This window comes from Candidatus Ozemobacteraceae bacterium (assembly GCA_035373905.1).
Lineage (GTDB): Bacteria > Muiribacteriota > Ozemobacteria > Ozemobacterales > Ozemobacteraceae > MWAR01.
The window spans coordinates 98,459-122,873 of the sequence record DAOSOK010000001.1; the positions used below are offsets into that span (position 1 = coordinate 98,459).

21 protein-coding genes are annotated in these 24,415 nt (G+C 63.3%); 15 read left to right on the plus strand and 6 right to left on the minus strand.

From position 1 onward, the window contains the following. Nucleotide 1: 1 nt before the first annotated feature. The 4 genes from PLU72_00430 to PLU72_00445 are packed head-to-tail and all read right to left on the minus strand — an operon-like array spanning nt 2 to nt 3,348. Nucleotides 2-1,102, minus strand: coding sequence for an LptA/OstA family protein (locus PLU72_00430; protein HOT26620.1), 1,101 nt, complete (start codon nt 1,100-1,102; stop codon nt 2-4). Further along, the gene (gene lptC / locus PLU72_00435) at nt 1,099-1,947 is read right to left on the minus strand and encodes an LPS export ABC transporter periplasmic protein LptC (protein ID HOT26621.1); all 849 of its coding nucleotides are present in this window, start codon (nt 1,945-1,947) and stop codon (nt 1,099-1,101) included. The genes PLU72_00430 and lptC overlap by 4 nt, the downstream gene beginning before the upstream one ends. After that, nucleotides 1,944-2,834 (minus strand): lysophospholipid acyltransferase family protein, encoded by an 891-nt coding sequence (locus PLU72_00440; protein ID HOT26622.1) that lies wholly within the window; start codon nt 2,832-2,834, stop codon nt 1,944-1,946. The genes lptC and PLU72_00440 overlap by 4 nt, the downstream gene beginning before the upstream one ends. Further along, on the minus strand, nt 2,815-3,348 hold the full coding sequence (locus tag PLU72_00445; GenBank protein ID HOT26623.1) for an HAD hydrolase-like protein: 534 nt from the start codon (nt 3,346-3,348) through the stop codon (nt 2,815-2,817). The genes PLU72_00440 and PLU72_00445 overlap by 20 nt, the downstream gene beginning before the upstream one ends. A 285-nt stretch (nt 3,349-3,633) precedes the next feature. Here PLU72_00445 and PLU72_00450 point away from each other — a divergent pair, with 285 nt between their 5' ends. The 15 genes from PLU72_00450 to PLU72_00520 all read left to right on the plus strand — a co-directional run bounded on the left by PLU72_00450 (nt 3,634) and on the right by PLU72_00520 (nt 23,048). Beyond that, nucleotides 3,634-4,848 (plus strand): efflux RND transporter periplasmic adaptor subunit, encoded by a 1,215-nt coding sequence (locus PLU72_00450; protein ID HOT26624.1) that lies wholly within the window; start codon nt 3,634-3,636, stop codon nt 4,846-4,848. Next, nucleotides 4,845-7,946 (plus strand): efflux RND transporter permease subunit, encoded by a 3,102-nt coding sequence (locus PLU72_00455; GenBank protein ID HOT26625.1) that lies wholly within the window; start codon nt 4,845-4,847, stop codon nt 7,944-7,946. Before PLU72_00450 ends, PLU72_00455 begins: the two co-directional genes overlap by 4 nt. Further along, on the plus strand, nt 7,939-9,639 hold the full coding sequence (locus PLU72_00460) for a TolC family protein (GenBank protein ID HOT26626.1): 1,701 nt from the start codon (nt 7,939-7,941) through the stop codon (nt 9,637-9,639). Before PLU72_00455 ends, PLU72_00460 begins: the two co-directional genes overlap by 8 nt. Nucleotides 9,640-9,780: 141 nt before the next feature. After that, nucleotides 9,781-10,842: an MraY family glycosyltransferase gene (locus PLU72_00465; protein HOT26627.1), complete on the plus strand. Its 1,062-nt coding sequence runs from the start codon at nt 9,781-9,783 to the stop codon at nt 10,840-10,842. Further along, the gene (locus tag PLU72_00470; protein HOT26628.1) at nt 10,814-12,127 is read left to right on the plus strand and encodes a DNA polymerase III subunit; all 1,314 of its coding nucleotides are present in this window, start codon (nt 10,814-10,816) and stop codon (nt 12,125-12,127) included. Before PLU72_00465 ends, PLU72_00470 begins: the two co-directional genes overlap by 29 nt. Further along, nucleotides 12,124-13,479, plus strand: coding sequence for a regulatory iron-sulfur-containing complex subunit RicT (ricT, locus tag PLU72_00475; protein ID HOT26629.1), 1,356 nt, complete (start codon nt 12,124-12,126; stop codon nt 13,477-13,479). Before PLU72_00470 ends, ricT begins: the two co-directional genes overlap by 4 nt. 61 nt (nt 13,480-13,540) lie before the next feature. Then, on the plus strand, nt 13,541-14,341 hold the full coding sequence (gene lpxI / locus PLU72_00480) for a UDP-2,3-diacylglucosamine diphosphatase LpxI (GenBank protein ID HOT26630.1): 801 nt from the start codon (nt 13,541-13,543) through the stop codon (nt 14,339-14,341). 12 nt (nt 14,342-14,353) lie between these two features. Then, on the plus strand, nt 14,354-15,292 hold the full coding sequence (locus tag PLU72_00485) for a Gfo/Idh/MocA family oxidoreductase (protein HOT26631.1): 939 nt from the start codon (nt 14,354-14,356) through the stop codon (nt 15,290-15,292). Further along, nucleotides 15,289-15,909, plus strand: coding sequence for an isoprenylcysteine carboxylmethyltransferase family protein (locus PLU72_00490; GenBank protein HOT26632.1), 621 nt, complete (start codon nt 15,289-15,291; stop codon nt 15,907-15,909). Before PLU72_00485 ends, PLU72_00490 begins: the two co-directional genes overlap by 4 nt. After that, the gene (gene lpxB, locus PLU72_00495; GenBank protein HOT26633.1) at nt 15,906-17,054 is read left to right on the plus strand and encodes a lipid-A-disaccharide synthase; all 1,149 of its coding nucleotides are present in this window, start codon (nt 15,906-15,908) and stop codon (nt 17,052-17,054) included. The genes PLU72_00490 and lpxB (PLU72_00495) overlap by 4 nt, the downstream gene beginning before the upstream one ends. Further along, nucleotides 17,051-18,811 carry an ABC transporter ATP-binding protein gene (locus tag PLU72_00500; protein HOT26634.1) on the plus strand — a complete coding sequence of 587 codons (1,761 nt, stop codon included), beginning with the start codon at nt 17,051-17,053 and terminating at the stop codon, nt 18,809-18,811. Before lpxB (PLU72_00495) ends, PLU72_00500 begins: the two co-directional genes overlap by 4 nt. Continuing rightward, nucleotides 18,808-19,518 carry a lysophospholipid acyltransferase family protein gene (locus tag PLU72_00505; GenBank protein HOT26635.1) on the plus strand — a complete coding sequence of 237 codons (711 nt, stop codon included), beginning with the start codon at nt 18,808-18,810 and terminating at the stop codon, nt 19,516-19,518. Before PLU72_00500 ends, PLU72_00505 begins: the two co-directional genes overlap by 4 nt. After that, the gene (gene lpxB, locus PLU72_00510; protein HOT26636.1) at nt 19,515-20,720 is read left to right on the plus strand and encodes a lipid-A-disaccharide synthase; all 1,206 of its coding nucleotides are present in this window, start codon (nt 19,515-19,517) and stop codon (nt 20,718-20,720) included. The genes PLU72_00505 and lpxB (PLU72_00510) overlap by 4 nt, the downstream gene beginning before the upstream one ends. Continuing rightward, nucleotides 20,698-21,729 carry a lysophospholipid acyltransferase family protein gene (locus tag PLU72_00515; GenBank protein ID HOT26637.1) on the plus strand — a complete coding sequence of 344 codons (1,032 nt, stop codon included), beginning with the start codon at nt 20,698-20,700 and terminating at the stop codon, nt 21,727-21,729. The genes lpxB (PLU72_00510) and PLU72_00515 overlap by 23 nt, the downstream gene beginning before the upstream one ends. Further along, a complete protein-coding gene (locus tag PLU72_00520; GenBank protein ID HOT26638.1) occupies nt 21,729-23,048 on the plus strand; it encodes a glycosyltransferase N-terminal domain-containing protein in 1,320 nt (439 codons plus the stop codon). The genes PLU72_00515 and PLU72_00520 overlap by 1 nt, the downstream gene beginning before the upstream one ends. Before the next feature lie 41 nt (nt 23,049-23,089). On the opposite strand, the gene PLU72_00525 is transcribed toward PLU72_00520, so the two are convergent. Together PLU72_00525 and PLU72_00530 are read right to left on the minus strand one after the other, a co-directional pair. Further along, nucleotides 23,090-23,620, minus strand: coding sequence for a chromate transporter (locus tag PLU72_00525; GenBank protein HOT26639.1), 531 nt, complete (start codon nt 23,618-23,620; stop codon nt 23,090-23,092). A gap of 12 nt (nt 23,621-23,632) precedes the next feature. Continuing rightward, nucleotides 23,633-24,220, minus strand: a complete 588-nt coding sequence (locus PLU72_00530) for a chromate transporter (protein HOT26640.1) — start codon at nt 24,218-24,220, stop codon at nt 23,633-23,635. Between the last annotated feature and the right edge of the window lie 195 nt (nt 24,221-24,415).

The following is a 24,415-nucleotide window of genomic DNA, read 5'->3' on the forward strand; positions in this document are numbered from 1 at the left end:
CTCACTCGGGGCTCTCGACGCCGGCATCGCCGCCGACGGGGGTGTAATCGCCCGGCGGGAGGCCGGCGGGTGGGGAAAGCTGGACGGCGCCTTCTCCGACGGAATCGGAAGACTCCTCCTCGGCGGCTTCGACGACGGCGGCTTCTTCCCCGGATGCGGACTCCGCGGTTCCGGAGGCCGTTCCGGGTTCTTCTCCGGCTTTCTTCTTCTTTTTGCGTTCCTTGCGCTTGCCCTTGTCGTCATCGGGACCGCGCTGGCCCTTGGGATACACGGTGGCATGCACCTCGCCGACGGCGATCGTGCGGTCCTCGTTCGGGTAGTAGATGATTTTGCTCGCGTACAGTTCCGAAACCTGTTCCTCGGCCCCCGCCGATTCCTTGGACGTCTGCCAGGCGTGGGCGTGGCCGACGATGATCATGCGGTTCTCGCGGTCGAGGTAGATCGCCTTGTCGCCGGTGGCCTTGAGGGTTTTCGTCTTGATGACCACGTCGGTCCGGGCGATCGCCTTGTCTTCGGACGAGAACAGCTCGAGGGTGTCGCAGACCAGGTCGGAGGTCGGGTCCTTCTCGTTTTCCTTCGCCTCTTCGGGCGTCTCGCCCTCGCGATAGGGGATCTCGATCACGTGCACGTTGCCCTTGGCGAGGAAGCGGTTTTCCTTGTTGAACGCCTCGACCTCGTTGCAGGTCAGGATCACGCGCGACTTCTTCTTGGTCAGAATGCCCGTCTCGTCGCGAGACTCGCGTTCGACGATGCGCTCGAGCTTCGGGTTGCCCTTCGCGAGCATCCGGTCTTCCTTGACGTAGGCCTCGAGGTAGTCCGAGGTCAGGGTCGAGCCGGGTTGGGTGACGACCACGTTGTCGATGGCCTTCACCAGTTCGAGAGAACGGTCGTAGATGCCTCGGTCCGCGGTGAGCGTCGAGTCGGCGCGGGTCGCCTTGATGCCGCCCTTTGCGACGTAGATGTTGTTCTCGAACGTCATCAACCGGCTGGTGATCTCCATGTCGCCCGCCATGATCGAGGTGAGGGCGGAGGCGGCGACGGCGCAGGCCGCGACGGCGATGAGCGCGAGAACGAGCGATCGGCGGATGCAATAACGGTTCATGGCGTGTCGGCTCCGGGGGCGGCGATCTCGGAAAGGGGGGCGGAAGCGAGCTGTTCGGGCGTTCTTTGCCGTGCGGTTCCTGCGGGCCGTTGTTTTGCCGGAGCGGATCGTTCGGAATCCGTCTCGGAGTCGCGGAAAAAACAACGTTTTACCAGCGAATAGGCAGGCGTCACGGATTTCAGGAGCGATTGGAGAGTTCCGGCATCAGGCAGGGCGGGGGGGAGAGCGGCGGGGAACGCCGCCGGGGGAAGACGCACCGCAGCCGAAGCGACGGCTTTCAAGGTTGCCGAGGCGGTCTGGGAGGCCGTTTCCCAAATTCTGATGAGCACGTCGCGGGCCAGGGAGCCTTCTTTTGTCTTCGGGTTGTAGCGCAGTTCGCGGCCCGTCACGATCATGTCGTCCTTCCAGAGCGTGACGGGCATCGAGGAGAATATCTCATTGCGAGAAAAGAAATACCTCATCTCTTCGCCGCGAAAACGCTCACGGGTCGACGTGTGCAGTCGCACGTCGCCCCAGAGACGCGCTTCGAATGGGGTTTTGAAACCCCACGAAGCGACGAGTTCGCCCGTTCGCGTCGCGATCTTCCGATCGAAAAAATATGCGTGAATGTTGGTGGCGGTCATATTGCTCTGTGAATCATCCATATCTACCACATCCGCATACAAGGTGGCATTCTCGAATCCGGCTTCGAGTTCGTCGAATTTGACGTGCGTGAGCCGCATTTTCTGGCGCGCATACCGACTCAAGGCGTCTTTTTCGAGATCTTCCCCCCAGAAAATAATTCCGAGGAAGCCGGCGAAAACGAGGCCCCAGAACCAGAAGGTCATGTAGAACGGCTGTTTCATGCACGGCGCCCCAGGTCCGCGTGCTCGTACCGCTCGTGAAACCAGACCCAGAGATCGGGGCGGCGCCGGAAGGCGGCTTCGTATCTGGCTACGTAGGCCGCGATGCGGTCGGGCATGGGGGCTTCCGCCGGAACGTCGACGGGCGGCTCGAACCGGATGTGGTGGCGGCCGGCGGCGTCGCGCTCGTTGAACACCGGGATGATCGGCGCACCCGATCGCTGCGACAGCAGGACGGGAGTCGGATAAAACGAGGCTTCGCGGCCGAAGAAGGTGGTCAGGTAGCCGCGCTCGCGGGCGTTGAGGTCGGCGAGCACGCCGATAATGCCGTTCTTGCGGAGCGTACGGAGGGAGGCGGCGAGGTTGTGGTCCATCAGAATCCGGACGCCGCGGTTCTCGCGGAAGCCGTTCATGAACTCGGTCATGCGGTTGACGGCCTGGGGCCGGGCGATCGCGTAAATCGGGTAGCCGAGCCTGGCCATGGTGTAGCCGATCAGCTCCCAGTTGCCGAAATGGCTGGCGAGCAGGACGATGCCTTTGCCCTTCGAAAGGGCGGCATCGAGGTGTTCCCGGCCGGTGACGCTGATGAACGTGGGATCCGCCTCGAGGAGTTTTTCGTAGAAGAAAATTTCGAGCAGGCTCAACGACTGGTTTTTTTCTATACCTTTAAGAATAGAATCTCGGCGGTCCGCGAACTCGGCGGGAAGAAGTTCGGCGGCGCGCCGTATCTGCTGCCGGAATGCGATGCGCATCGCCTTGCCCAGCAGGCGGGCGAGGCGCGGAATGGCGCGCACCGGAAGCCGCACGAGTCCGCGATACAACAGCTCGACGAGCCAAGCGCGCACGTTCCGGCGGAACGTCTTGAAACGGTCATGCCAGGTATTCGTCAACCAGAGCCTCCAGGCGCCCCTGGTGCGTCAGCATCAGGTCGACGGCTTCGCGGACGGCCCCTTTTCCGCCGTCCGAACCGAGCACGAAATCCGCGTACAGTCTGACCACCGGGTGCGCATCGGCGGGTGCGAAAAACAGGCCGGTGCGGCGTTTCGCCGGCAGGTCGTTGAAGTCGTCGCCGATGAATGCCACCTCTTCCGGCTTCAGGCCGCGGCGCGCGAGAATCTCCTCGATGACGGCGGCCTTGCCGCCCACGCCCTGGTGGAGTTCGTCGAATTTCAACTCGGCGGCGCGGCGGGTAAGCGCTTCGGAACTTCGACCGGTGACGGCCCCGCAGAGAAGGCCGGCCTTGTGCCACAGGGCGAGACCCATCCCGTCCTTCGTCGAGAAGAACTTGAACTCGTCGTGGCCGTTGCCGAGCGCGATCCGGCCGTCGGTCAGGACGCCGTCGCAGTCGAAAAGCAGGAGCTTGATGCGCGCGCAGGCGCGCTGGAAATCAGTCGCGTTCATCATGGCGGGGTGCCCTGTATATACCAGATTGTCGGTTCCCTGTAAATGGATCTTCCTCCGGAAGGGGGGTTGTCCGAGGGCGCCGTCGGTGCTACACTGGAACTCCCATGAACGTGGATAAAAATAGTGAAAATAATATATCAACATTCTCTTCGTGGAGCCGGGCGTCAGCGCTTCGTCGGTGCGGCGTACCGCGTGGCTGATTTCTCGTGACCCCGTTCTTTTCGCACTCGCGGGGAGACTCTTCCCGTAGGCGCCTCACTCGCGGAATTCGATGAAAGGGACTGTATGAAACGAATCCTGTTCTATATCGGCGAGTTGATGATGATCGTGGCGATCGCATTTGTCGTTGCCCAGATGGCGGGGCGGTCTGGAGGGACGGCTTCCAGGCGTGGGGCGCCCGGCGCCGCCGCCGTCGCCGTCGAGGTCGCACCGGTCAGGGTGCTCGATATGGAGGACGAAGGGCGGTTCACCGGCTCCCTCCTTCCCCGGGCGCGGTTCGTGGTTGCCCCGAAGGTGGCGGGCCGACTGAAAAAGCTCGCATGTGACGTGGGCGACTCCGTCTCTCCCGGGCAGGTGATCGCGGAAATCGAAGACGAGGAGTTCGTCCAGGACGTTGCCCAGGCGGAAGCCGATCTCGCGATCGCCCGGGCGAACCTGACGGAAAGCGTGGCGATGCTGGATATCGGCCGACGCGAGTTCGAGCGTGTGAAGGCCATGCGTCAGCAGAAGGTCACTTCCGAGGCGGAGGTCGATGCCGCCCAGGCCCAATACAAAAGCCGGGAGGCGAAAACCGAAGTCAATAAGGCGCAGGTGCTCCAGAAGGAAGCCGCTCTGAAAACGAGCCGGATCAGGCTCTCATACACGAAAATTCAGGCCATCTGGGACGAAAAGACCTCCACGCGCCTCGTCGGCGAGCGGTTTCAGGACGTCGGAGCGATGTTGTCCGCAAATACGCCGATCCTTTCGTTGCTCGACATCGAGAAGGTGATTGCCGTCGTCGATGTTGTCGAGCGCGACTATTTCAGGATCCGCCCCGGCCAGGAGGCGGTCGTCACCACGGGCTCCCTCCCTGGCCGTCAGTTCAAGGGAACGATCGTCCGCATGGCTCCCGCCCTCGATGCCGAAACGCGACAGGCGCGGGTTGAGATCGAAATTCCGAACCAGGATCTCCTCCTCAAGCCCGGAATGTTCGTGACGACCGGCATCCGGTTCGCGCGCCACCCGAACGTGACGGCCGTTCCGTCTTCAGCCCTTGTGTCCCGGGACGGGCGCAAAGGCGTGTTCCGGATCGATCCGGAAGCGCAGAAGGCTTATCTGATCGACGTCGAGCCCGGTATCGTCCAGGGGGATTTCGTGGAGATTGCTTCCCCGTCCCTCGACGGAACCGTCGTCACCATGGGGCAACACCTTCTCGAAGACGGCTCCCCCGTTCTCGTGGCCGGCGGTCAGACTGAACTGCCCGTCGCCGAAGCCGGGAAAAAAGGCCGGAAAAAGCCATGAGCGTCTGGAAAACGTCCGTCCGTCGTCCGATCGGGACGACCATGATGACGCTGATGGTCGCCGTGTTTGGCTTCGTTTCGCTGTATCACCTTCCCATCGACCTCATGCCGGACATGACGTACCCGACCATTTCCCTGGCCACCACCTATCCGAACGCCAGCCCCGTGGAAGTGGAAACCCTGATCACCCGACCGATCGAACAGGCCCTCAGCGCGGTTCCGGGGGTCGACGAGCTTTCCTCCGAATCCACCGAGGGACGGAGCAGAGTTCGCGTCTCCTTCAACTGGGGCACCGATCTCGACGCGGCGGCCAACGATATCCGAGACCGGCTCGATCGCATCATCTCTCGCCTTCCCGACGGGGTGGAACGTCCGACCCTACGGAAGTTCGACATGTCGGCGGTGCCTATCCTGATGCTGGGGGCCTCCGCGCAACTCGACCCCGTTCAGCTCCTGAAGCTGATCGAGGACCAGGTGAAATACCGGATCGAGCGCATCCCCGGCGTCGCTTCGATCGACATCCAGGGCGGCCGCAAGCGGGAAATTCACGTCAATCTGCTTCCCGAGAGACTCAAGGCGCTGAACATCCGGGTCGACCAGGTCGTATCCCGCCTGAAACAGGAGAACATCAACCTCCCGGCCGGCATCATCGAGGCCGGCAACTACGAGCTTACCGTCCGGACCCCCGGCGAGTTCTCCAAGATCGACCAGATCCGGGATATCGTCATTCTCGAGACGGGCAGCTCCCGCGTGCGGCTCGGCGAAGTGGCGCGTATCGAGGACCGGTGGGAAAAGGCCCGCCAGATCATCCGCATCAATGGGCGGCCCGGGGTGCGCATTTCCGTGAACAAACAGTCCGGAAAGAACACCGTCGAGATCGCTGACGCCGTCCAGGCCGAGATCCAGAAGATCAACCAGGATATCCCCCAACTCCGGCTGACGACCATTATGGATAGCTCAAAATATATAAAAAGATCGATAAATAACGTCAGCTCGTCGGCGGTCCAGGGCGGATTTCTTGCGATCTTCATCCTGCTGGTCTTCCTCGGAGACATCTGGACGACCCTCGTCATCGGGACGTCCATTCCTCTCTCCATCATCGCGACATTCGCCCTGATGTATTACAACGGCTTCACGCTGAACATCATGTCGCTCGGCGGCGTGGCGCTGGGGATCGGCATGCTGGTCGACAACTCGATCGTCGTTCTCGAGAACATTTTCAGGCTCCGGGAAAACGGCATCGAGCCGAACGAAGCCGCCATCCGTGGAACGGGCGAGGTGGCGGCGCCGATATTCGCCAGCACGATGACCACGGTGGTCATCTTCCTGCCGCTGCTGTTCGTCGAGGGAATGACCGGCGTCATGTTCAAGCAGCTCTCCTGGGTCGTCAGTTTTTCCCTCATGTGCTCGATTCTCGTGGCCATTACTCTCGTACCGATGCTCTCCGCGAGGTTCATCCGCATCTCGGGAAAAGGCGAGGGCGGTTCAGTGTCTCTTCTCACGCGGCTTTCGCGACGATTCATCGGCTTTTTCGAACGACGGTATCTCGAGGTTCTCCGGCTGGTGCTTGCCTGGCCGAAAGCGGCAGGGACGGGCGTCATCGTCATGCTCGGCCTTTGTCTCGGTCTCGCCAAGGGGATTCCCACGGAGTTCATGCCGACCGCCGACGAAGGAGAAGTGCGGGTGACGGCCGAAATGGAGGTTGGGACGCGGCTCTCGCTGGTCGAAGAGAGGATGGCCCAGATCGAATCCCGCATCCGGAAAGCCGTTCCGGAACTCGTGGATATCGTGTACAGCGTCGGTCAGGGAGCCGGAGGGGGGGGCGGTGGCGGCCACGGGGCGGTCAACACCGGTGAGATGCGAATCCCGCTCGTCGGCAAAGATAAAAGGACGCGTTCGAGCGCGCGGATCGCCGTCGATCTGAGGAGCGTGCTGGCGGATATTCCGGGCGTCAGGATCAGGACCCGGGAAGGAACGGGCATGTTCCTCATGCGAATGGGGGCGGGCAGTGCCGACAAGGTGCAGGTGCAGATCCGGGGGAACGACCTGGATACGGCCGATCGCCTTGCCAAGCGGGTCGAGAGACTTCTCGCCGGAATCGACGGGATATCGGACATCCGGCTGAGCCGCGAATCGGGTGCGCCCGAGCGACTGATCTCGATCGACCGGCAGCGGGCGGCCGATCAGAAGCTGACCGTGTCGAAGATCGCCGAATATCTCGAAACGGTTCTCTCCGGCACAGGGGCCGGGAATTTCCGAGACAACGGTGACGAATACCGGATTCTCGTGAAGGGCGAAGAGCCGGAACGGATGAGTCTCGAGGACATACTCGATCTCACCGTTCTCAACTCGGCGGGCCGGCGGGTCGCCCTGCGGAACGTGGCATCGATCGTCGAACGCCAGGGGCCGATCCTGGTCGAACGCGTCGATCAGGAGCGGGTCGTCAACCTGACCGCCGACCCCGGCGTCAGACCCCTCGGCACCGTCCTGGCCGAAGTCGGTGAGATCCTGCGGAGCGTTCCCCTGCCGAACGGTTTCAGCCTGAATCTCGGCGGAGATTACGAAGAGCAGCAGCGCGCCTTCCGGGAACTGCTGCTGAGTTTCGTCCTGGCGGTGTTCCTGGTCTACATGGTCATGGCCGTGCAGTATGAATCCCTGCTCGATCCGTTGATCGTCATGGCCACCGTGCCGCTTTCCTCCATCGGCGTCATCCTGGCTCTGCTCGTGACGGGAACGAGTTTCAACGTCCAGTCCTTCATCGGGTGCATCATGCTCGGCGGGATCGTCGTCAACAACTCGATCCTGCTGGTCGATCACACCAACATGCTCCATCGCGAGCGCGGAATGGATCTTGACTCCGCGCTGATCGAGGCGGGGCGCGACAGGTTTCGGCCGGTTCTGATGACGGCCCTGACCACGATCCTCGGCCTCGGGCCCCTGGCCCTCGGATGGGGCGAAGGAGGCGAGGTTCAGGCGCCCATGGCCCGGGTCGTCATCGGCGGATTGCTGTGCGCCACCATCATCTCTCTGACGATCATTCCCGTCGTCTATTCGTTGTTCTATACATCAAAAACTACAGAAGGACGTTGCGATGCCTGAGACGAAACCGGTTTCCGTGATTGCCCTCGCCATCCTCGGCCTCTTCACCGCCCTTTCCGCCGCGGGAGCCGACCTCGCCGCATCCGATACCGCGGGATTTTCCGGAATGTCCGCTTCCGAAACGGAGCATGTCGCGACGGAATCTCCCAACTCAGCAGCGGCAAACGATTCCGACGTGTCCATCCCGCAGATCCTGATCGCATCGGAAACGCTTGCCTTTGCCTCAAAAACGGCATCCCTGTTCGCCTCAGGCATGCCTTCTCCCGGAAAGCAACTCCGGCTGAGCCTCGGTGAAGCCGTGTTTTCCGCCCTTCAGCGGAACCGGGGACTCGCCGTCCAGCGTCTCGAGGTCGATATGACCGGAACCGCCATCGATGAGGAACGGGCGGCGTTCGATCCCGTCCTCTCGGCGTCGCTGTCGAATTCCGACCGCCTCGGGAAACAGATCATGCAAACGGGCGCTCTGGGCGACAACGTGAGCAACCGGACGGACGGAACGGTGGACTGGAGCAGCCGTTCGACGTCCGGAACGAAGACGTCTCTGTCTCTGACCAACACCCGGACGCGGTCGGCGCGGGCGCCCAACCTTTTCGGAACGCGACTGGGGCTCGATATCACGCACCCTCTCCGTCGCGGCGCGGGAAAAACCGTGAACACCATCGCGGTCGACCAGGCGAAGCTCGACTTCCAGGCCTCGCGGCACGAACTCGAGGGGTTCGTTCTGGCCCTCGTCGCGGAGGTGGAGGCGAAATACTGGTCCCTGTTCCTAGCGGCCAGGGAGTTGGACATCATGCTCGAATCTCACCGGCTCGCCGTCATGCAGCTCGAAGAGACGCACAAGAAAATCGCCCTCGGGAGCATTCCCGAGTCGGAGCTGGCTGCCGCCGAAGCCGAGGTGGCGCTTCGCGAGGAAGGGATCATCGATGCCCAGAGCAGCCTGGAGGCGGCACGAATCGCCCTCCTTCGCATCACCAACCCCGGAACGGGATCGTTCTGGGATTTCGACCTCGAGCTGACGGACGTCCCGGATGTGAAAGACCCGCTGATCGGGAATGTCCGCGAGCACGTCGAGATGGCGCTCGAAAAGCGGCCCGAGCTTCTGCAGGGGGGCGTTCTGCTCGAAAAGGGCGAACTCGATTGCGTCCAGACGAGGAACGGCCTCCTGCCGCGCCTCGATTTCTTCGTGACCCTGGGAAAATCAGGATATGCCTCGACCTTCGAAAAAAGCGCCTCGGAACTGGGGATGAAGGCATACGATCTCGCCGCCGGCCTCGAATTCGAAATCAGCCCCGGCCGCCGGGCCGCCCGGATGAAGGACGAGCGGGCGCGCCTCTCGGTCGAGCGGCAGAAGGAAGCTCTGCGTAACCTGTGCCAGTTGGTGCAGGAAGAAGTGCTGAAGGCGTATCTCGAGGTTCAGCGTTCGCATCAGCAGATGAAGGCGACGGCAAAGACCGTCGAGAAGCAGAAGGAGAAGCTTCGCGTCGAGCAGATCAAGTTCAGCCTGGGGAAGACCACGGCGTTCCAGGTTGCACAGGCCCAGCGCGACGTTGCCGACAGCCAGACGGCGCAGATGCGGGCCCGTATCGGGTACATGAACGCCCTCAACGACCTGTGGCGTTGCGACGGAACCCTCTGCGAGCGGCTCGGCATCACCGTCGAGACGGGCGCCTCTCCGCGCAGAACGACCGACTGACCGGCGAGGGACCGCTTCCGGAAAAGAGCTTTTGGAACGGCGACGCGGACGGTTTGCGATGCCCCCGCGATGCGGTCGCTTCCGGATTTTGCCTGTTGTGATGTGGCTGGCCGCGAGGGATTCTGGTATACTCGACGGCCTATGAAGGCGATTATCGGGGCGTTTTTTCTGGCCTGGATGCTGGGCATGATTCTCATGCCGATGGTCCGGCGGATGGCGATCAGGCTCGGCTTGGTCGACCGCCCCGGTACGCGCAAAATCCATCGCATGCCGGTTCCCCGCATCGGCGGCCTCGCGATCTTCGCCGCCGCCATCATGGGGGCGCTGCCCTTCCTGGCCGACGAGATCAAAACCACCGGCGTCATGTTCGCCGGCACGTTCATCTTTCTCGTCGGCCTGATCGACGATCTTATCGACCTGCCCGCGAAAGTGAAGCTCGCGGGGCAAATGGTAGCATGTGCTATATTAATTGCCTTCCACGTGAAAATCGATTTCATGACGGATTTCATCGCCGGCAAAGGGCTCGTCGCGCTCGGCCTTCTCACGATTCCCCTGACGTTTCTCTGGGTGATCGGCCTCACGAACACGGTCAACCTCGTCGACGGCGTCGACGGCCTCGCCGGCGGCATCGTGTTCATCGCCCTCGCCACCCTGATGGGCGTCCGCCTGCTGACGCACCACACGCAGGACGCGCTGATGATCACGAACGTGCTTGTGCTGACCGCCGCGATCATGGGCGCCCTGCTCGCGTTTCTCAAATACAACGTGCATCCGGCCACGATCTTCATGGGCGACTCGGGCGCATATTTCCTCGGCTTCATGACCTCGGCGCTCTCGGTCGCCGGGGCCGCGAAAGGCACGATCCTGCTGCCGCTCGTCATTCCGCTGGTGGCGTTCGGCCTGCCGGTGCTCGACGTCGTGTTCGCGATCCTGCGGCGGTTCTTCCGGCGCGCGCCGATCTTTCAGGCCGACAAGGAGCACTTGCATCACCACCTGCTCCGGCTCGGCTTTTCCCAGGCCGACACGACGCGATTCATGTGGATGGTGTCGAGCTGTTTCGGGCTGTTGGCCCTTCTCATGGCTGACCTGCGCCACCGCGGCCTCGACGTCGTGATCATGGCCGTCCTCGTGTTGATGATCGCGGCCTGCGTGGTATTCTTCGTCAATCGAACCAATGATAAAACACACCGTCACCTTCCGTAACGTCCTTCTGCAGGATGCGGCCGTCGGCCATCTGCGCCGCTCCCTCGCCCGGAACCGCATCTCCCAGACGTATCTTTTCGCAGGCGGTCCGTCGGTGGGAAAAGGCCGCACGGCGCTGGCGTTTTCAGCGGCGCTTCAGTGCCTCGAAAGCGCCGGGCCGGCCGAAGACGGGCTTCCGGATTCGTGCGGCGGCTGTCTCTCCTGCAGGCGCATCGCCGCGGGGTCGCACCCGGACGTTACGACGGTCACCCTCCAGGGAAACGACATCCGGGTAGACCAGGTGCGCCGGCTCCAGGAGCTCGCCGTCCTCCAGCCGAACATGGGCAAATGGCGGATCTTCATCATCGATCCTGCCGACCGCCTCAACGAATACTCGGCCAACAGCCTGCTGAAGATTCTCGAAGAGGCGCCGCAGCGTGTCGTGTTCATCCTGCTTGCCGAGAACCTCGAACGGATCCTGCCGACGGTCAGGAGCCGGTCCGAACTGGTCGCCTTCCGCACCCCGTCTCACGACGAGGCCCGCGAGGCGCTCGCGGCGATGACCGGTCTCGAGGCCGGGATGGTCATGCGGGGATACGCCCTCGCCGACGGAGCGTTCGGGACGGCAGGCCGCCTGCTCGCGGAGGGACTGCCGCCTCGCGAGGAGTTCGCGGGGCTCCGAACGGCGCATACGCGGTTCATTGCGGAGATCGTCGCTGTCGGAGCATCTCTGCACGCCCGTCTCGAATCGGCGCCCTCCCTCGAGGCGGCTCTTCAGATCCTCGAAGCTGCCCACGCGACGGCTTCGGCGGCCCTGCTGACGGCGCGGCGCGAGCTGGTCCGGGGCCTGGTCGTCAGCGTGAGCCTGCCAGCTGCGTTCCCGATTCTCTTCACGCGCCTGTTCATCGAGGCCGTCGACGGCGTCAAAAAAGAACTCAAAAAGGCGGTCGAAGGCCTGATCGGCAAGCACAAGCAGGCATACGCGCCGGGCCTGCTGAAGGAGATCGACGAACAGTGCGGCGCGGCGATCGGCGCCTGGGCTTCCCGGCAGCCTGCGGCGTTTCTCGAAGGGTTGATGCGCTGGCACGAGGATCTATACCACTGGGGGTTCACGGAAGACGAGAAGTGTCTCTTGAACCTTGACCGGAAAGACGATATCATGGCTGTCACCGCGGCCCGGGGGCCGGCATGTATCCGGGCGCGCCTGCAACTTTTACATCACAGCCTCGAACTGCTCAGGCGGTTCGTCCAGCCCGTCCTGGTGCTGGAAAACGTTTTGACTGACATCGGAGGACCGATCGCGTGAGCCGGTATGTTTCTCTGCGTTTCCGCAAGCTGCCCGTGGTGCACTGGCACCTCGAGCCGCAGCTCGACCTGTCCCCCGGCCAGAAGGTTGTCGCGAAGACCCTCCACGGTCAGGAAGTCGGCACGGTTCTCGCGGTGCTGGCCGAAAACACCGAGCCGAAAACTCCCACGGAACCGTTCGTGAAGGACATCGTGCGGGTCGTCGACGAGAATGATCGCGTGACGATGAGCGAAATCTGCAAAAAGGAACGCGAGGCGTTCCTGCGCTCGCGGGAGCTGGTCGCCCAGCACAAGCTCGAGATGAAGATGCTCAAGGCCGAGTATTTCTTCGACCAGACGCGGCTGATCCTGTATTACAAGTCGGACATCAAGGTCGATTTCCGCGATCTGCTCAAGAGCCTCGCCACGTCTTTCCGCACGCGCATCGAATTGCGGCAGATCGGCGTTCGCGACGAGACCAAGCTGCTCGGCGGCCTCGGCTGCTGCGGCAAGGAAGTCTGTTGCGCCCAGTTCATGACCCAGTTCACCCAAGTCTCGACGAAAATGGCCAAAGATCAGAACCTGAGCCTGAATCCGGTCAAATTGTCCGGTATCTGCGGCCGGCTGCTCTGTTGCCTCGGCCACGAATACGAGTATTACGCCTCCTTCCACGGGAAGTTCCCGAAACTGGGGGCCGAGATCGTCGTCGGGCCCGAGAAGGGACGCGTCATGGATCTGAACTACATCACGCGCACGCTTCTGATCGGATTCTGGGACCGACGAAAAGTGACGGTGTCGCTCGACATCGTGAAGGGTCGCAAAGATGCGGCGACGGGGCGCAACATGTGGTGGGTTCAGGAGGAAGGCCAGTCCGAGCCCGACCTGGGCATCCTGTTCCAGCAGATCGTCCCGCCCGTGAAAAATCGCGGCCGGGACAAACCTCGCGACGGCGAGGGGGCAAAATCGCCGTCGGCCCGCGGGCAGGCTCCGGCCCCTCTGGCGGCTGAAGGCGGGGCTCCCGCCGAACTCGCCGACGACAGCGTTCCTGCCGACTCCGTCGAAGAGCTTGCGAAGATTGACGGGGCGGCCCCTTCCCGGCCGCCCGACGGCCGCCTGGCCGGCGAAAACCGGAATCGCGACGGCGGCGGCCAGGGACGCAGATCCGGCTCCGACCGCGACCGGCCCCGGCGCGATCAAGGCCAGCAGCGGAACGATCGCGATCGCCGGCCCGGCCAGCAGGGCCATGAGACCCGCCCGCCCAGGCAGGGGCAAAACCAGGGACAAGGACCGGGGCAGCGGGGCGACCGGTCGTTCCGGAAACCCGCGGACCAGCCGGCCTCGGACGCCGGCGACAAAGATAAAACCAGCAATTGATCACTCCCCCGACGGCGAGGCTGAAGACGGCCGAGCCGCCGGGCAGAAACGAGGGAACAGCGTGCCAGTAATCGGATTGATCGCAGGGAACGGGCGATTCCCCCTGTATTTCGCCGAGGCGGCCCGGCAGGGCGGCCACGAAGTCATTGCCGTCGCCATCAAGGAAGAAACCTCGCCCGAGCTGGAAAAGAACGCGGACCAGGTCTACTGGTTCCACGTTGGCGAGCTCCAGGGCATGATCGACGCGTTCCTTCGCCACGGCATCGACAGGGTCGTCATGGCGGGCAAGATCACCAAGACCCGCATGTTCAACCAGCTCAAACCCGACGCACGCCTGATGCGCGTTTTCGAGAAAACCCCCATCCGCAACGACGATGCGCTGCTCAAGGCCCTTGCCGGGGAGTTCGTCAGCGAGGGAATCCATGTCTGTGACTCGACGATGTTCCTGGCGTCGCTGCTTCCCCAGAAGGGGCCGCTCACGCGCAGGCACCCGACCACCGAGGAGTGGCTCGACATCCAGTACGGCCACGAGATCGCGAAGAAGATCGCCGGCCTCGACATCGGCCAGACCGTTGTCGTGAAGAATCGCGCGATTCTCGCCGTCGAGGCGATCGAAGGCACCGACGAGGCGATCCTGCGCGGAGGCAAGCTTGGCAACGGCGGCGTCACGGTCGTCAAGGTCGCCCGCCCGGACCAGGACATGCGGTTCGACCTGCCGGTCATCGGCGTGGACACGATCCGGACGCTGATCCAGGCGAAGGCCCGCTGTCTCGCCTTCCAGGAGCAGAAAACGCTTCTGCTCGACCGGGCCGAGGTCGTCGCGATGGCCGATGCGTCCGATCTGGCAATCGTCGTGGTGTGAACGGAGGCTGATATGAGCGAGGCAGTCAGGGTCGGAGTCATCGGGACCGGGCATCTCGGAAAACACCATGCGCGCATTCTCGCCGATATGGCGGGGGCGAAACTCGTCGGCGTCTCAGACGTCAACGAGGAGGTCGGCCGCGCGATCGCCGAAACGTACGGCGTCTCCTACCACCGCGATTTCCGGGAACTCGGCGGGAACGTCGATGCCGTCTGCGTCGTCGTTCCGACGTTCCTGCACCATGAGGTGGCGCGGTTTTTCCTCGAGCGCAACGTCAATACGTTCATCGAAAAGCCCCTCACCAAGACGCTCGACGAGGCGACCGACCTCGTGAAGCTGGCCGGCGCCAAGCAGCTGACCCTCCAGGTCGGCCATGTCGAGCGCTTCAACGCCGCCATCATCAGGCTCCAGTCGTTCTGTGAGTATCCGCGGTTCATCGAGTGCCAGCGGATGGGGCCATTCTCCAAACGCATTTCGGACGTCGGCGTCGTCCAGGACCTGATGATCCACGACATCGACATCGTGCTCTCCCTCGTGCGGTCGCCCATCGCCCGCATCGACGCGGTCGGCATTCCGGTCCTCACCGAAAACGAGGACATCGCGAACGCCCACATCCTGTTCGAGAACGGCTGCATCGCGAACCTGACCGCCTCGCGCGTGAGCGACGAGGTGATCCGCAAGCTGCGGATCTTCGAGCTCGACAAATACTGCTCGCTTGATTACGCCAACCAGGCCATCACGCTTCGCCGCAAGGACGAGCGCGAGGAGAAGATCATCAAGGAGCAGCTCGACATCCAGCGTGTGGAGCCCCTGCGCCAGGAACTCGAGCATTTCATCACCTGCATCCGCGAGAAACGCAAGCCGCTCGTGACGATCGAGGACGGGAAGAACGCCCTCGAAGTCGCGCTCGAAATTCTTGCCCAGATAAAGACCGGGTGGACCCGCAAATGAATGGAAGCCCGGTCCCGGGCGGCCTGCGGGAACGGATTGGCGGCTTTTTCTTCCGCTGGCGCGACGTTCTCCCGGTTCCGATCGCCCTGTTCCTGGTGGCGCGGGCGAAGTTCCGCCCGCTCGGATGGCTGCTCGGCCTGCCCCTCGTCGCCGCCGGGGAGATCTTGCGGCTGGCGGCGATCAGGCATATCGGGCCGACGACCCGGACGCGCGAAATCTGCGCCGATCGTCTCGTCACCAGCGGCCCCTACGCCTGGGTGCGGCATCCGCTCTATCTGGCCAACGCCCTGAAGGTCGCGGGGATGCTGCTCTGCGCCGGCAATCTGCCGGCCGGCGTCCTCGCGACGATATTCTATACCGTTGAATTTACAACGATGATCCCGTACGAAGAGGCGTTCCTGAAAGACAGGTTCCCCGAATCGTTCGAATCCTGGGCCGCGCGGACGCCCGCGTTCATCCCGCGGCGACCGGAGAAAGCCGACGAAAACGCCGAAACGCACCCGAAATGGGATTGGGGGGAAGCCTTCCGGTCCGAGCGCCGCACGTTCACGTCGACCGGCCTGATCCTGTCGGCGCTGGCGGGTGCATGCCTGGCGCGCAGGGAGAATACGGCGTGAGTCCGAAACGCATCTTTTTCATCGCGGGCGAGCACAGCGGCGATCTGCAGGGATCGCTCGTGTTGTCCCACATGAAAAAGCTCGAGCCGGACATCGTCGCCGAAGGGATCGGCGGCCCGCTGATGCGCAAGGCCGGCTTCGAGTGCATTCACAGCATCGACGAACTGGCCGTCATCGGGTTCGTCGAGGTGTTGAGCAATTTCCGGCACCTATACGGCATCTACTCGGACACCTGCCGCATCCTTGCCGAGCGGCGGCCCGACGTGCTGGTTCTGATCGATTACCCCGGCTTCAACGTGCGGGTTGCGAAGGCCGCGAAAGCCCTTGGAATACATGTCGTCTATTATATAACGCCGCAGGTCTGGGCATGGCATTCGAGCCGGGTTCGTAAGATAGCGAGCGTTATTAACGAAGCCGTCGTCGTCTTTCCCTTCGAGGTCGACATCTGGAGACAGGCGGGCATCCCGGTCGAGTGGTTCGGCCATCCCCTCATCGGGACGGCCGCGAGCCGGATGCTTCCCGGCGAGTTCCGGGCGCAGCACGGTCTTGGCGAGGGGCAGCTCGTTTCTCTGTTGCCCGGCAGCCGGAACCAGGAGATCTACTATATCCTGCCGCCCCTGCTGAAGGCCGCCAAAACGATCGCCGCGAAGCGGCCCGACACCCGCTTCCTGCTTCCGGTCGCCGGTTCGATCGGCGACGCCGTCCTCCGGCCGCACCTGAACGACTGCAATCTGCCCATCACGGTGCTTCGCGGCCAGACCTACGAAGCCGTGGCCGCATCGGACCTTGCGATGGTCGCCTCGGGGACCGCGACCCTGGAGACGGCCATTCTCGGCACGCCGATGCTGATCGTCTACCAGACGAACTGGTTTACGTCGCTATTGTCCAAATATCTGATCCAGGTGCCGCATATCGGGCTTCCGAACGTCGTCGCCGGCCGCGAGGTCGTTTCCGAGTTCATCCGCGGGGATTTCCACCCCGAAACCATCGCGCGGGAGGCGGTGTCGATCCTCGAGTCGCCCGAACGTCAGGCCCGCATCAGGAACGATCTGCGCGAGGTCCGGAAGCGGCTCGGGGAACCCGGAGCCGCGGCCAGGGTTGCGGAACACCTCCTCCGGCGGCTCGGCGAGGTGGCGAAGCGATGAATACCCTCAGCCGCCTGCTCGGATACTTCCGGGGCTATCTGCCGCATCTGTTCGCGGGGATTTTCTTCAGCTTCGTGATGGCCTTGTGCACGATCTACCCGGCCTGGATCATGAAGAGCGTGGTCAACGACGTGCTGGTCAACCGGAACGTCGCCTTGCTCAACATCATTGCGATCTCCCTGATCGTCGTGATGGGGATCAAGGGCATCGCGAACTTCATTCAGAGCTATATCATGACCTGGGTGTCGCAGCGTATCCTGACGACGATCCGCTCCCAGTGCATGGACCACCTGCTCCGCCTGTCGCTCAACTACTACGAGCGACAGCGCACGGGCCAGTTGATGAGCCGCATCACGAGCGATGTTCTCGTGCTGCAGGGACTGCTGTCGGGCTCGACGGGGCTGCTCGGCGACATCATCGCCTTCGTCGGGTTCTGCGGCTACATCTTTTGGCTCCACTGGAAGCTCGCCGTTATATCGATCATTATTATTCCGATCATCGGCGCGATCATCAACAAGTTCTCGCGCAAGATGAAGAAGATCGGAACCCGCATGCAGACGCGGATCGGCGACATCGCGACGGTGTTGCAGGAATACATCACCGGCGTCAAGGTTGTGAAGTCGTTCACCCTCGAGGAGTTCGTCCGGGGCCGCTTCGAGACGGCGAACGAGGAGAACTTCAAGGAGACGATGAAGGGCAACCGCATCAACTCCGCCACATCGCCGGTCATCGAGTTCATCAACACGGTCGGTCTCTCGATCATCTTCTGGTATGGCGGCTACGAGGTCATCAGCGGCAGGCTCGACGCCGGCCAGCTCATCAGCTTCCTGACGGCTCTCGTCGGGCTGTTCACCCCGATCAAGAACATATCGAAGTTCAGCAACGTGCTCTCGCAGTCGATTGGCGCCGGCGACCGGGTCTTCGAGATCCTCGACGCCCCTGTCGACATCGAGGACCGCCCCGGTGCCCGCGCCCTTCCGAAGTGTCGCGGCCGCGTCGAGTTCAAGGATGTCACGTTCTCGTACGGCGAAAACGAGCCTGTGATCGAACATCTGAACCTCACCGTCGATCCCGGCGAAGTGGTGGCGCTCGTCGGTCCGTCGGGGGCCGGAAAGACCACTTTGGTCAACCTGATTCCGCGATTTTTCGAGCTGTCATCCGGAAGCATCGAAATCGACGGGATCGACATCCGCGACCTGACGGTCTCTTCCCTGCGCGGTAACATCGGCCTGGTGCCACAGGAAACACTGCTTTTCTCGGGAACAATAGAGGATAATATACGATTCGGCCGGCTCGATGCGACGAACGATGAGATCGTCGCGGCGGCGAAACTCGCCAACGCCCACGATTTCGTGCTGAGCCAGCCCGAAGGATACCGGACCCACCTCGGCGAGCGCGGCGTGAACCTTTCGGGCGGCCAGGGACAACGGCTGGCGCTTGCCCGGGCGTTTCTGAAAGACCCGAGAATCCTGATCCTCGATGAGGCGACCTCGGCGCTCGACTCCGAGACCGAGAACCTGATCAGGGAGTCGCTTGCCCGGTTGATGCGAAACCGCACGACGTTCATCATCGCTCATCGCCTTTCCACGATCATCAACGCCGACAAGATCGTCGTGATGCAGCGCGGAAAGATCGTCGAGACGGGCACTCACGGGGAACTCCTCGAACGGAAGGGCCTCTACGCGCATCTGTATCATTCCCAGTTCTCGGCGCAGTTTGCCGGGCAAATGCCGGAAAAGGAGGCGGCGTGTTCGTGAAACGACGATTCCCGCCCGCTCTCGAACCGGACGTCTCCGTGAAGGACGATCCGCGGTGGAGCGAACCGGCGTATCTCCCGAAGGTCCGCTTCAAGGGGCGTCTGGCTGCCTTGTTCGTGCGGTTCTGGTCGAGCACCGTGCGCCTCGAACGGATCGGCAGAGAGCACGAGAAGGCCGCCATCGCGAGCGGCAGACCGGTCCTGTACGTCGCCTGGCACGGCTCGCAGGTCGTCCCGCTGTTCGAGTTCAGCAACCGCGGGATCCTTATCATGACGTCGCTGTCGCGTGACGGCGATATTCAGACGATGAGCATGTCGTGCCTCGGATATCGCACGGTGCGGGGCTCGAGTTCGCGCGGCGGCGCCCGCGCGCTTCTCGGCATGGTCCGCGAGATGAACCGCGGCATCAGCGCGTCGCTGATGGTCGACGGGCCGCGCGGGCCGTATCACGAGGCGAAGCCCGGCGCGGTGCTTCTGGCGCAGAAGACACGGGCCGTGGTGTTGCCGGTCGGCGTCGGATACGCAAACGTCATCCGGCTGAACAACTGGGACCGGTTCGAGATCCCGCTTCCGTTCTCGCGGGTGGTCGTCGCGACCGGGATGCCTTTCGACATTGGTTCGGATCTCGATCTCGAGGCCGGAGCGCGGCTGATCGAAGCCCGGATCGCCGAGACCGTGGCCGAGGCGGAAAGGAGGATCGCGGCGTGACCGACGGGAAGCGGCGCATGAAAATCCTCATCAGCGCCGGTGAGACGTCCGGTGACATCTACGCGGCGGCGCTCATCGACGAGCTGCTCAAATGCGGCGACTTCGAAATTCACGCGGTCGGCGGCACCCAGACGGCCCGTCGGAAGGTGAACATCCTGTACGACAGCCAGAATTGGGCCGCCATCGGGTATATCGAGGCCATCAAGCAGGCGCCGAAACTGCTTCTCGTCCTGCGAAACCTGAAACAGTTTCTCGCCGACGAGCGGCCGGATCTGCTGATCCTGCTCGATTACCCGGGATTCAACATGCGTCTGGCCCGTGAGGCGACGCGCCTCGGCATCCCGTCCCTGTATGTGTTTCCGCCGAGCAAGTTCGCGACCAACCCGGCCGACGTGGCGGACGCGGCGCGGAACATCACGGCGGTCGCCGCGAACTTCTCCTTCACGTACGAAGTCTACAAGGCAGCCGGGGCCAACGTCGAGTTCGTCGGCCACCCGCTCATCGACCTCGCGCGGCCCACCATGAGCCGCGACGAGGCCGTCAGGACCTTCGGGCTCGATGCGAAAAAGCCGATCGTCGGCCTCTGCCCGGGAAGCCGGAAGAGCGAACTCGACCAGTTGATGCCTCTGATGCTCGATACGGCGAAACTGCTTCTGGAGCAAGAGCCCAACCTTCAGTTCGTCGTGCCCGTCATCGCGACCGAGGGGCCGAATGTCTACGGCATTCCCAAAGCGGAATTGCGGAAGCAGATTGAGTCGGCGAATCTCCCCGTCAAGATCGTCGAAGGGCGCATCTACGATGTCATGGCGATCTCCGAAGTCCTGCTGATCAGCTCCGGCACGGCCACGCTCGAGGCAACGCGCATCGGCACGCCGATGGTGATCGTATACCGCGTCTCTCTCTTCACCGAGATCATGGCGCGCCTGTTCAACAAACTGCCCGAGTTCATCGGCCTGCCGAACATCCTGCTCGGTCGCATGGCCATCCCCGAACTTATCCAGCGCGATTTCACCGCGGAACAGCTCGCCTCGACCGCCATCGATCTGCTCAGAAACCCCGAAAAGCGTGAGCGGCAGAAGCGCGACATGGCCGAGGCCATCGCGCATCTCGGCACTTCCGGCGCCTGCGGGCGCATTGCGAAGATGGCCCTGAATCTGCTCGAAACCGCGAAACATACGCATGCCGGCCGGAAGGGCGCCTGACACGAACGGGATGCAGACGGGGCGCACGGTTTTTCCCGGGTTGCTGAGCCGCCTGGTGGACGTCGTTTCGGGCGTGGCATGCTCGATTCCCGAGAGTGTCGGCCGGACGGCCGTCGTCGCCGCCGGGTGGATGGCATCCCGCGTCTGGCGCGGCGAGCGGGCCAGGATTCGCGAGACGATCGGGCGGGTGTACCACCGTCTCGGCAGACCCCTTCCCGGACCGATCGATCCGATCATCGATCGGATGTTCGCGCATTTCGCGCTGAATATATACGAGTTGCTACGCTATCCAGTCCTGAAGAGCGGAGAGCTGGTCGAGACGTTCGACCTGAAGGGCCTGGAGCACCTGGACGCGGCCCTGGCGCGGAAAAGGGGCGTCATCCTCGCCGTTCCGCATCTCGGCAACTGGGAACTGCTCGGCGCCTCGATCGCCCATCGCGGGTATCCCCTGCACTCTTTCTATCTCGCGCAGAAGGAAGACGAGGTCGGCGGGCTGCTCGACCGGTTCCGCGTTCACTCCCGCATCGTGCTGCACGACCGCGACCGGGGCGGCGTGAGCGCGCTCAAGGCCCTGAAGAAGGGGGAACTCCTGGGGATGATCGCGGACCAGGACGGAGGAAACCTCGGCGTGTACATGGATTTCCTGGGCCACTGGGTGAGCATGCCGGCCGGCATCGCCAACTGGAGCCTGAAAACCGGGGCCGCCGTCGTGCCGCTGTTCGGCCTGCGGAACGGTCTGTCGCGCAAGTATACGGGCTGGTTCATGCCGGCGCTCGCGGAGCCGGCCGGAGCCGATCACGCCGAAAAAGCCGTCGCGCGGACGGTCGAGATCGCGAGGTGGTTCGAATCGGTCATTCTCGAGCATCCCGAGCAGTATCTTTGGTTCTACGACCGGTTCAAGCCCCGCCACGAAGCCTATACCGCGCGCATGAAATGCGCCGGCGTCGCGATGCGGCGGGGCGGGACCGCCTATGCGGTGGGCGAGCCGGGCATCGGGGACAGAAGCTGATGAAACGCGTCCCGGACGCCCGGTTGACGGTTGCCCTTTTTCTATATCAATCTATATACGGTTTGTCCCTGATGGGCGCCGCCGCGGTCGCCCCCTTCCTCGCCGGCCGCGCCAGGCGGGTCAGGGAGGGACTGCATGAGTATTTCGGCGGCCTGCCGTGCCCGCCTTCCGGACCGCTCGTCTGGGTCCACGGGGTTTCGATGGGGGAATCGGCCGTCGCCGGGGCGCTGATGGACGGCCTGAAACGGCGCGCGCCGCAGCTGCGGCTGGGTTTCACGACGACCCATCCGGACGTGCTGGCGACGGAGCGGCGCCGGAAGCGGGCCGACGTGACCGCCTACTTTCCGCTCGACACGTGGCCGGGCATGGCGCGGGCGTTCGACCGGTGGAACCCCGTCATGGCGATCGTTTCTGAGACGGACTTCTGGCCGGTCTTTTCCCGGACGTGCCATGCGAGAGACATTCCGCTCGTCCTGGCGAACGGCAGGATCAGCGACAAGCTTCACAGGTTCTACACGGCGTTTCCCGCGTTCGGGAGGGCGGTCTTCGAGCCGTTCACGCTGCTGGCTGTCCAGAGCGAGACGGATGCCCAACGGCTCAGGGAGATGGGAGCGTGCCCCGGGCGCATCCGGGTCACCGGCAACGTGAAGGCGGACCTGGCCGCCGTGCCTTCGGCCGACGCCGCACGACGGACGCGGGAGTGGGCTGGTTCCGACAGGCTCGTCGTTTTCGGCTCGATCCACCCCGCCGAGTTCGAGCTGCTCCTGCCCATCTGGAAACGGTTGCTGGAAGAGCAAGACTGCTGCCGAATCCTGGTGGCCCCGCGAAACCCCGCGCTTGCGGCCGATTGGGAGCGGCGTCTCGCTTCGGCAGGCATCCCGAGCGTCCGGCGAAGCGTCTTTGCCGCGCCTTCGACATCCGGGGCAGATGCGCGTCTGATGCTCCTCGATACGATGGGCGAGTTGGCGGCTCTCTACGGTCTCGCCGCTGTCGCTTTCGTGGGTGGCACGCTCGATCCGGCCGTCGGCGGCCACAACCCCCTGGAGGTTCTCAACCACGGGGTGCCGCTCGTCATGGGGCCTCACGCGCGCAACTTCGCCGATCTCGTCGACGAGTTGGTCGCCGCCGGAGGCATGGAGCGCCAAGCCGATGCCGGGGATATTCAGCGTTGCATCGAAGGCATTCTCCAAGCCCCGCAACGGGCTGCCGAGCTCGGAACGGCGGCCGAGGCCGTTCTCGTGCGCCATCGGGGAGCCCTTGCGCGGACGCTGGAGCTGATCGTGCCGCTGCTTCCATCCGGGGTGCGTCGAACGGGCTGATCAGCAGATGGGCCGGGGCGTTGTCGCGCCGGCGGGCGGCATCAGACGCAGACGAGCCACAGAAATCCCATGGCCAGAACGACCGCCATCGGATGCAGCTTCCCTTCAAGAGCGACCAGCAACGCGAAGCTCCCCGCGGCGGCGGCCAGAGACCAGCCGTCCGTTATGACCGATCTGCCGTAGGACCAGGTGGCGAACAGGATCAGGCTCACCACGCCCAGCTGGATCCCCCACTGGATGGCCCGCGTCTGAGGCTGTTCCCGCACCCGGTCGATCAGCGGCGCCAGCCAGGCGAGGATGGTCAGCGAGGGTAGCACCACCGACGCCGTCGCCACGACGGAACCGACGATTCCCGCAACGCCGAAGCCGGCGTAGGTTGCCGCGTTGATGGCGATCGGTCCCGGCGTCATCTGGGCGATCGCCACGAGTCGAGCCATTTCCGCGAAGGTCAGCCAGTGGCGGCCATCGACCAGTTCGTGCTGAATGAGAGGAATGGTGACCATCCCCCCGCCGTATGCACCGAGGCCGATCAATGCGAAGCTGAGGGCGAGCTGGACAAGCGTTGTGAACATGGTCATCTCCGGTCACTCTGGCTGGTTGGCCGGCATGGGAGCGGCTTCGGGGCGGTAGAGGAGGAGCCCGAGGAGTCCCGTCGTCACGACAGCCCAGATCGGATGCAGGCGCAGGCCGGTGACGGCCGCCAAGCCGAGGGAACAGATGAGCAGGCTTCTGGTGTCGCGCAGAAGTTTCCTGCCGAAGGCATACCCGGCAAAGGCCAGCTGTCCGCCGACGCCGACGGCGCAGCCCTGGAAAAACGTCGCGACCTTCGGGTATGCAAAGTAGGGGGCGGCAACCCAGGCCACGAGCAGGATTATTCCAAATGAAGGAAGGATGGTTCCCAGGACTGCGGTCAAGGCGCCGAGCCTGCCGCGCAACCGGCGTCCCTGGAGAAAAGCGAGGTTGACGGCGATCGCGCCCGGAACGATCGTGGCGTTGGCCATCTCGGCCATGAACTCCTTGTCGTCATACCACCGCTTTCGCAGGACGAGTTCGTGACGCATCACCGTCGCCATCGCGAGTCCGCCGCCGAGCGTGAACAGGCCCACCCGGAAAAAGACCAGGAATATCTCCCTGAGCGGGATTTTTACGTTGCCTGTCGGAGATGGCATCATGCCGTTGGAGCCGTCGGAATGTCCGGCAGGTTGATGTCGATCATGGCGGTGTCTCCGGTGCGTGTGATCATGCATACCTCATCGGCAAAGGTGCATCTTTTCTTGCATGGCGTGGCGGAGCGGGAGTATAATCTCCCCGTTACTGTGTTCCACAATCACAGGCGAAAAAGCCGGAGGAACAAGGAAAGGGAAGTC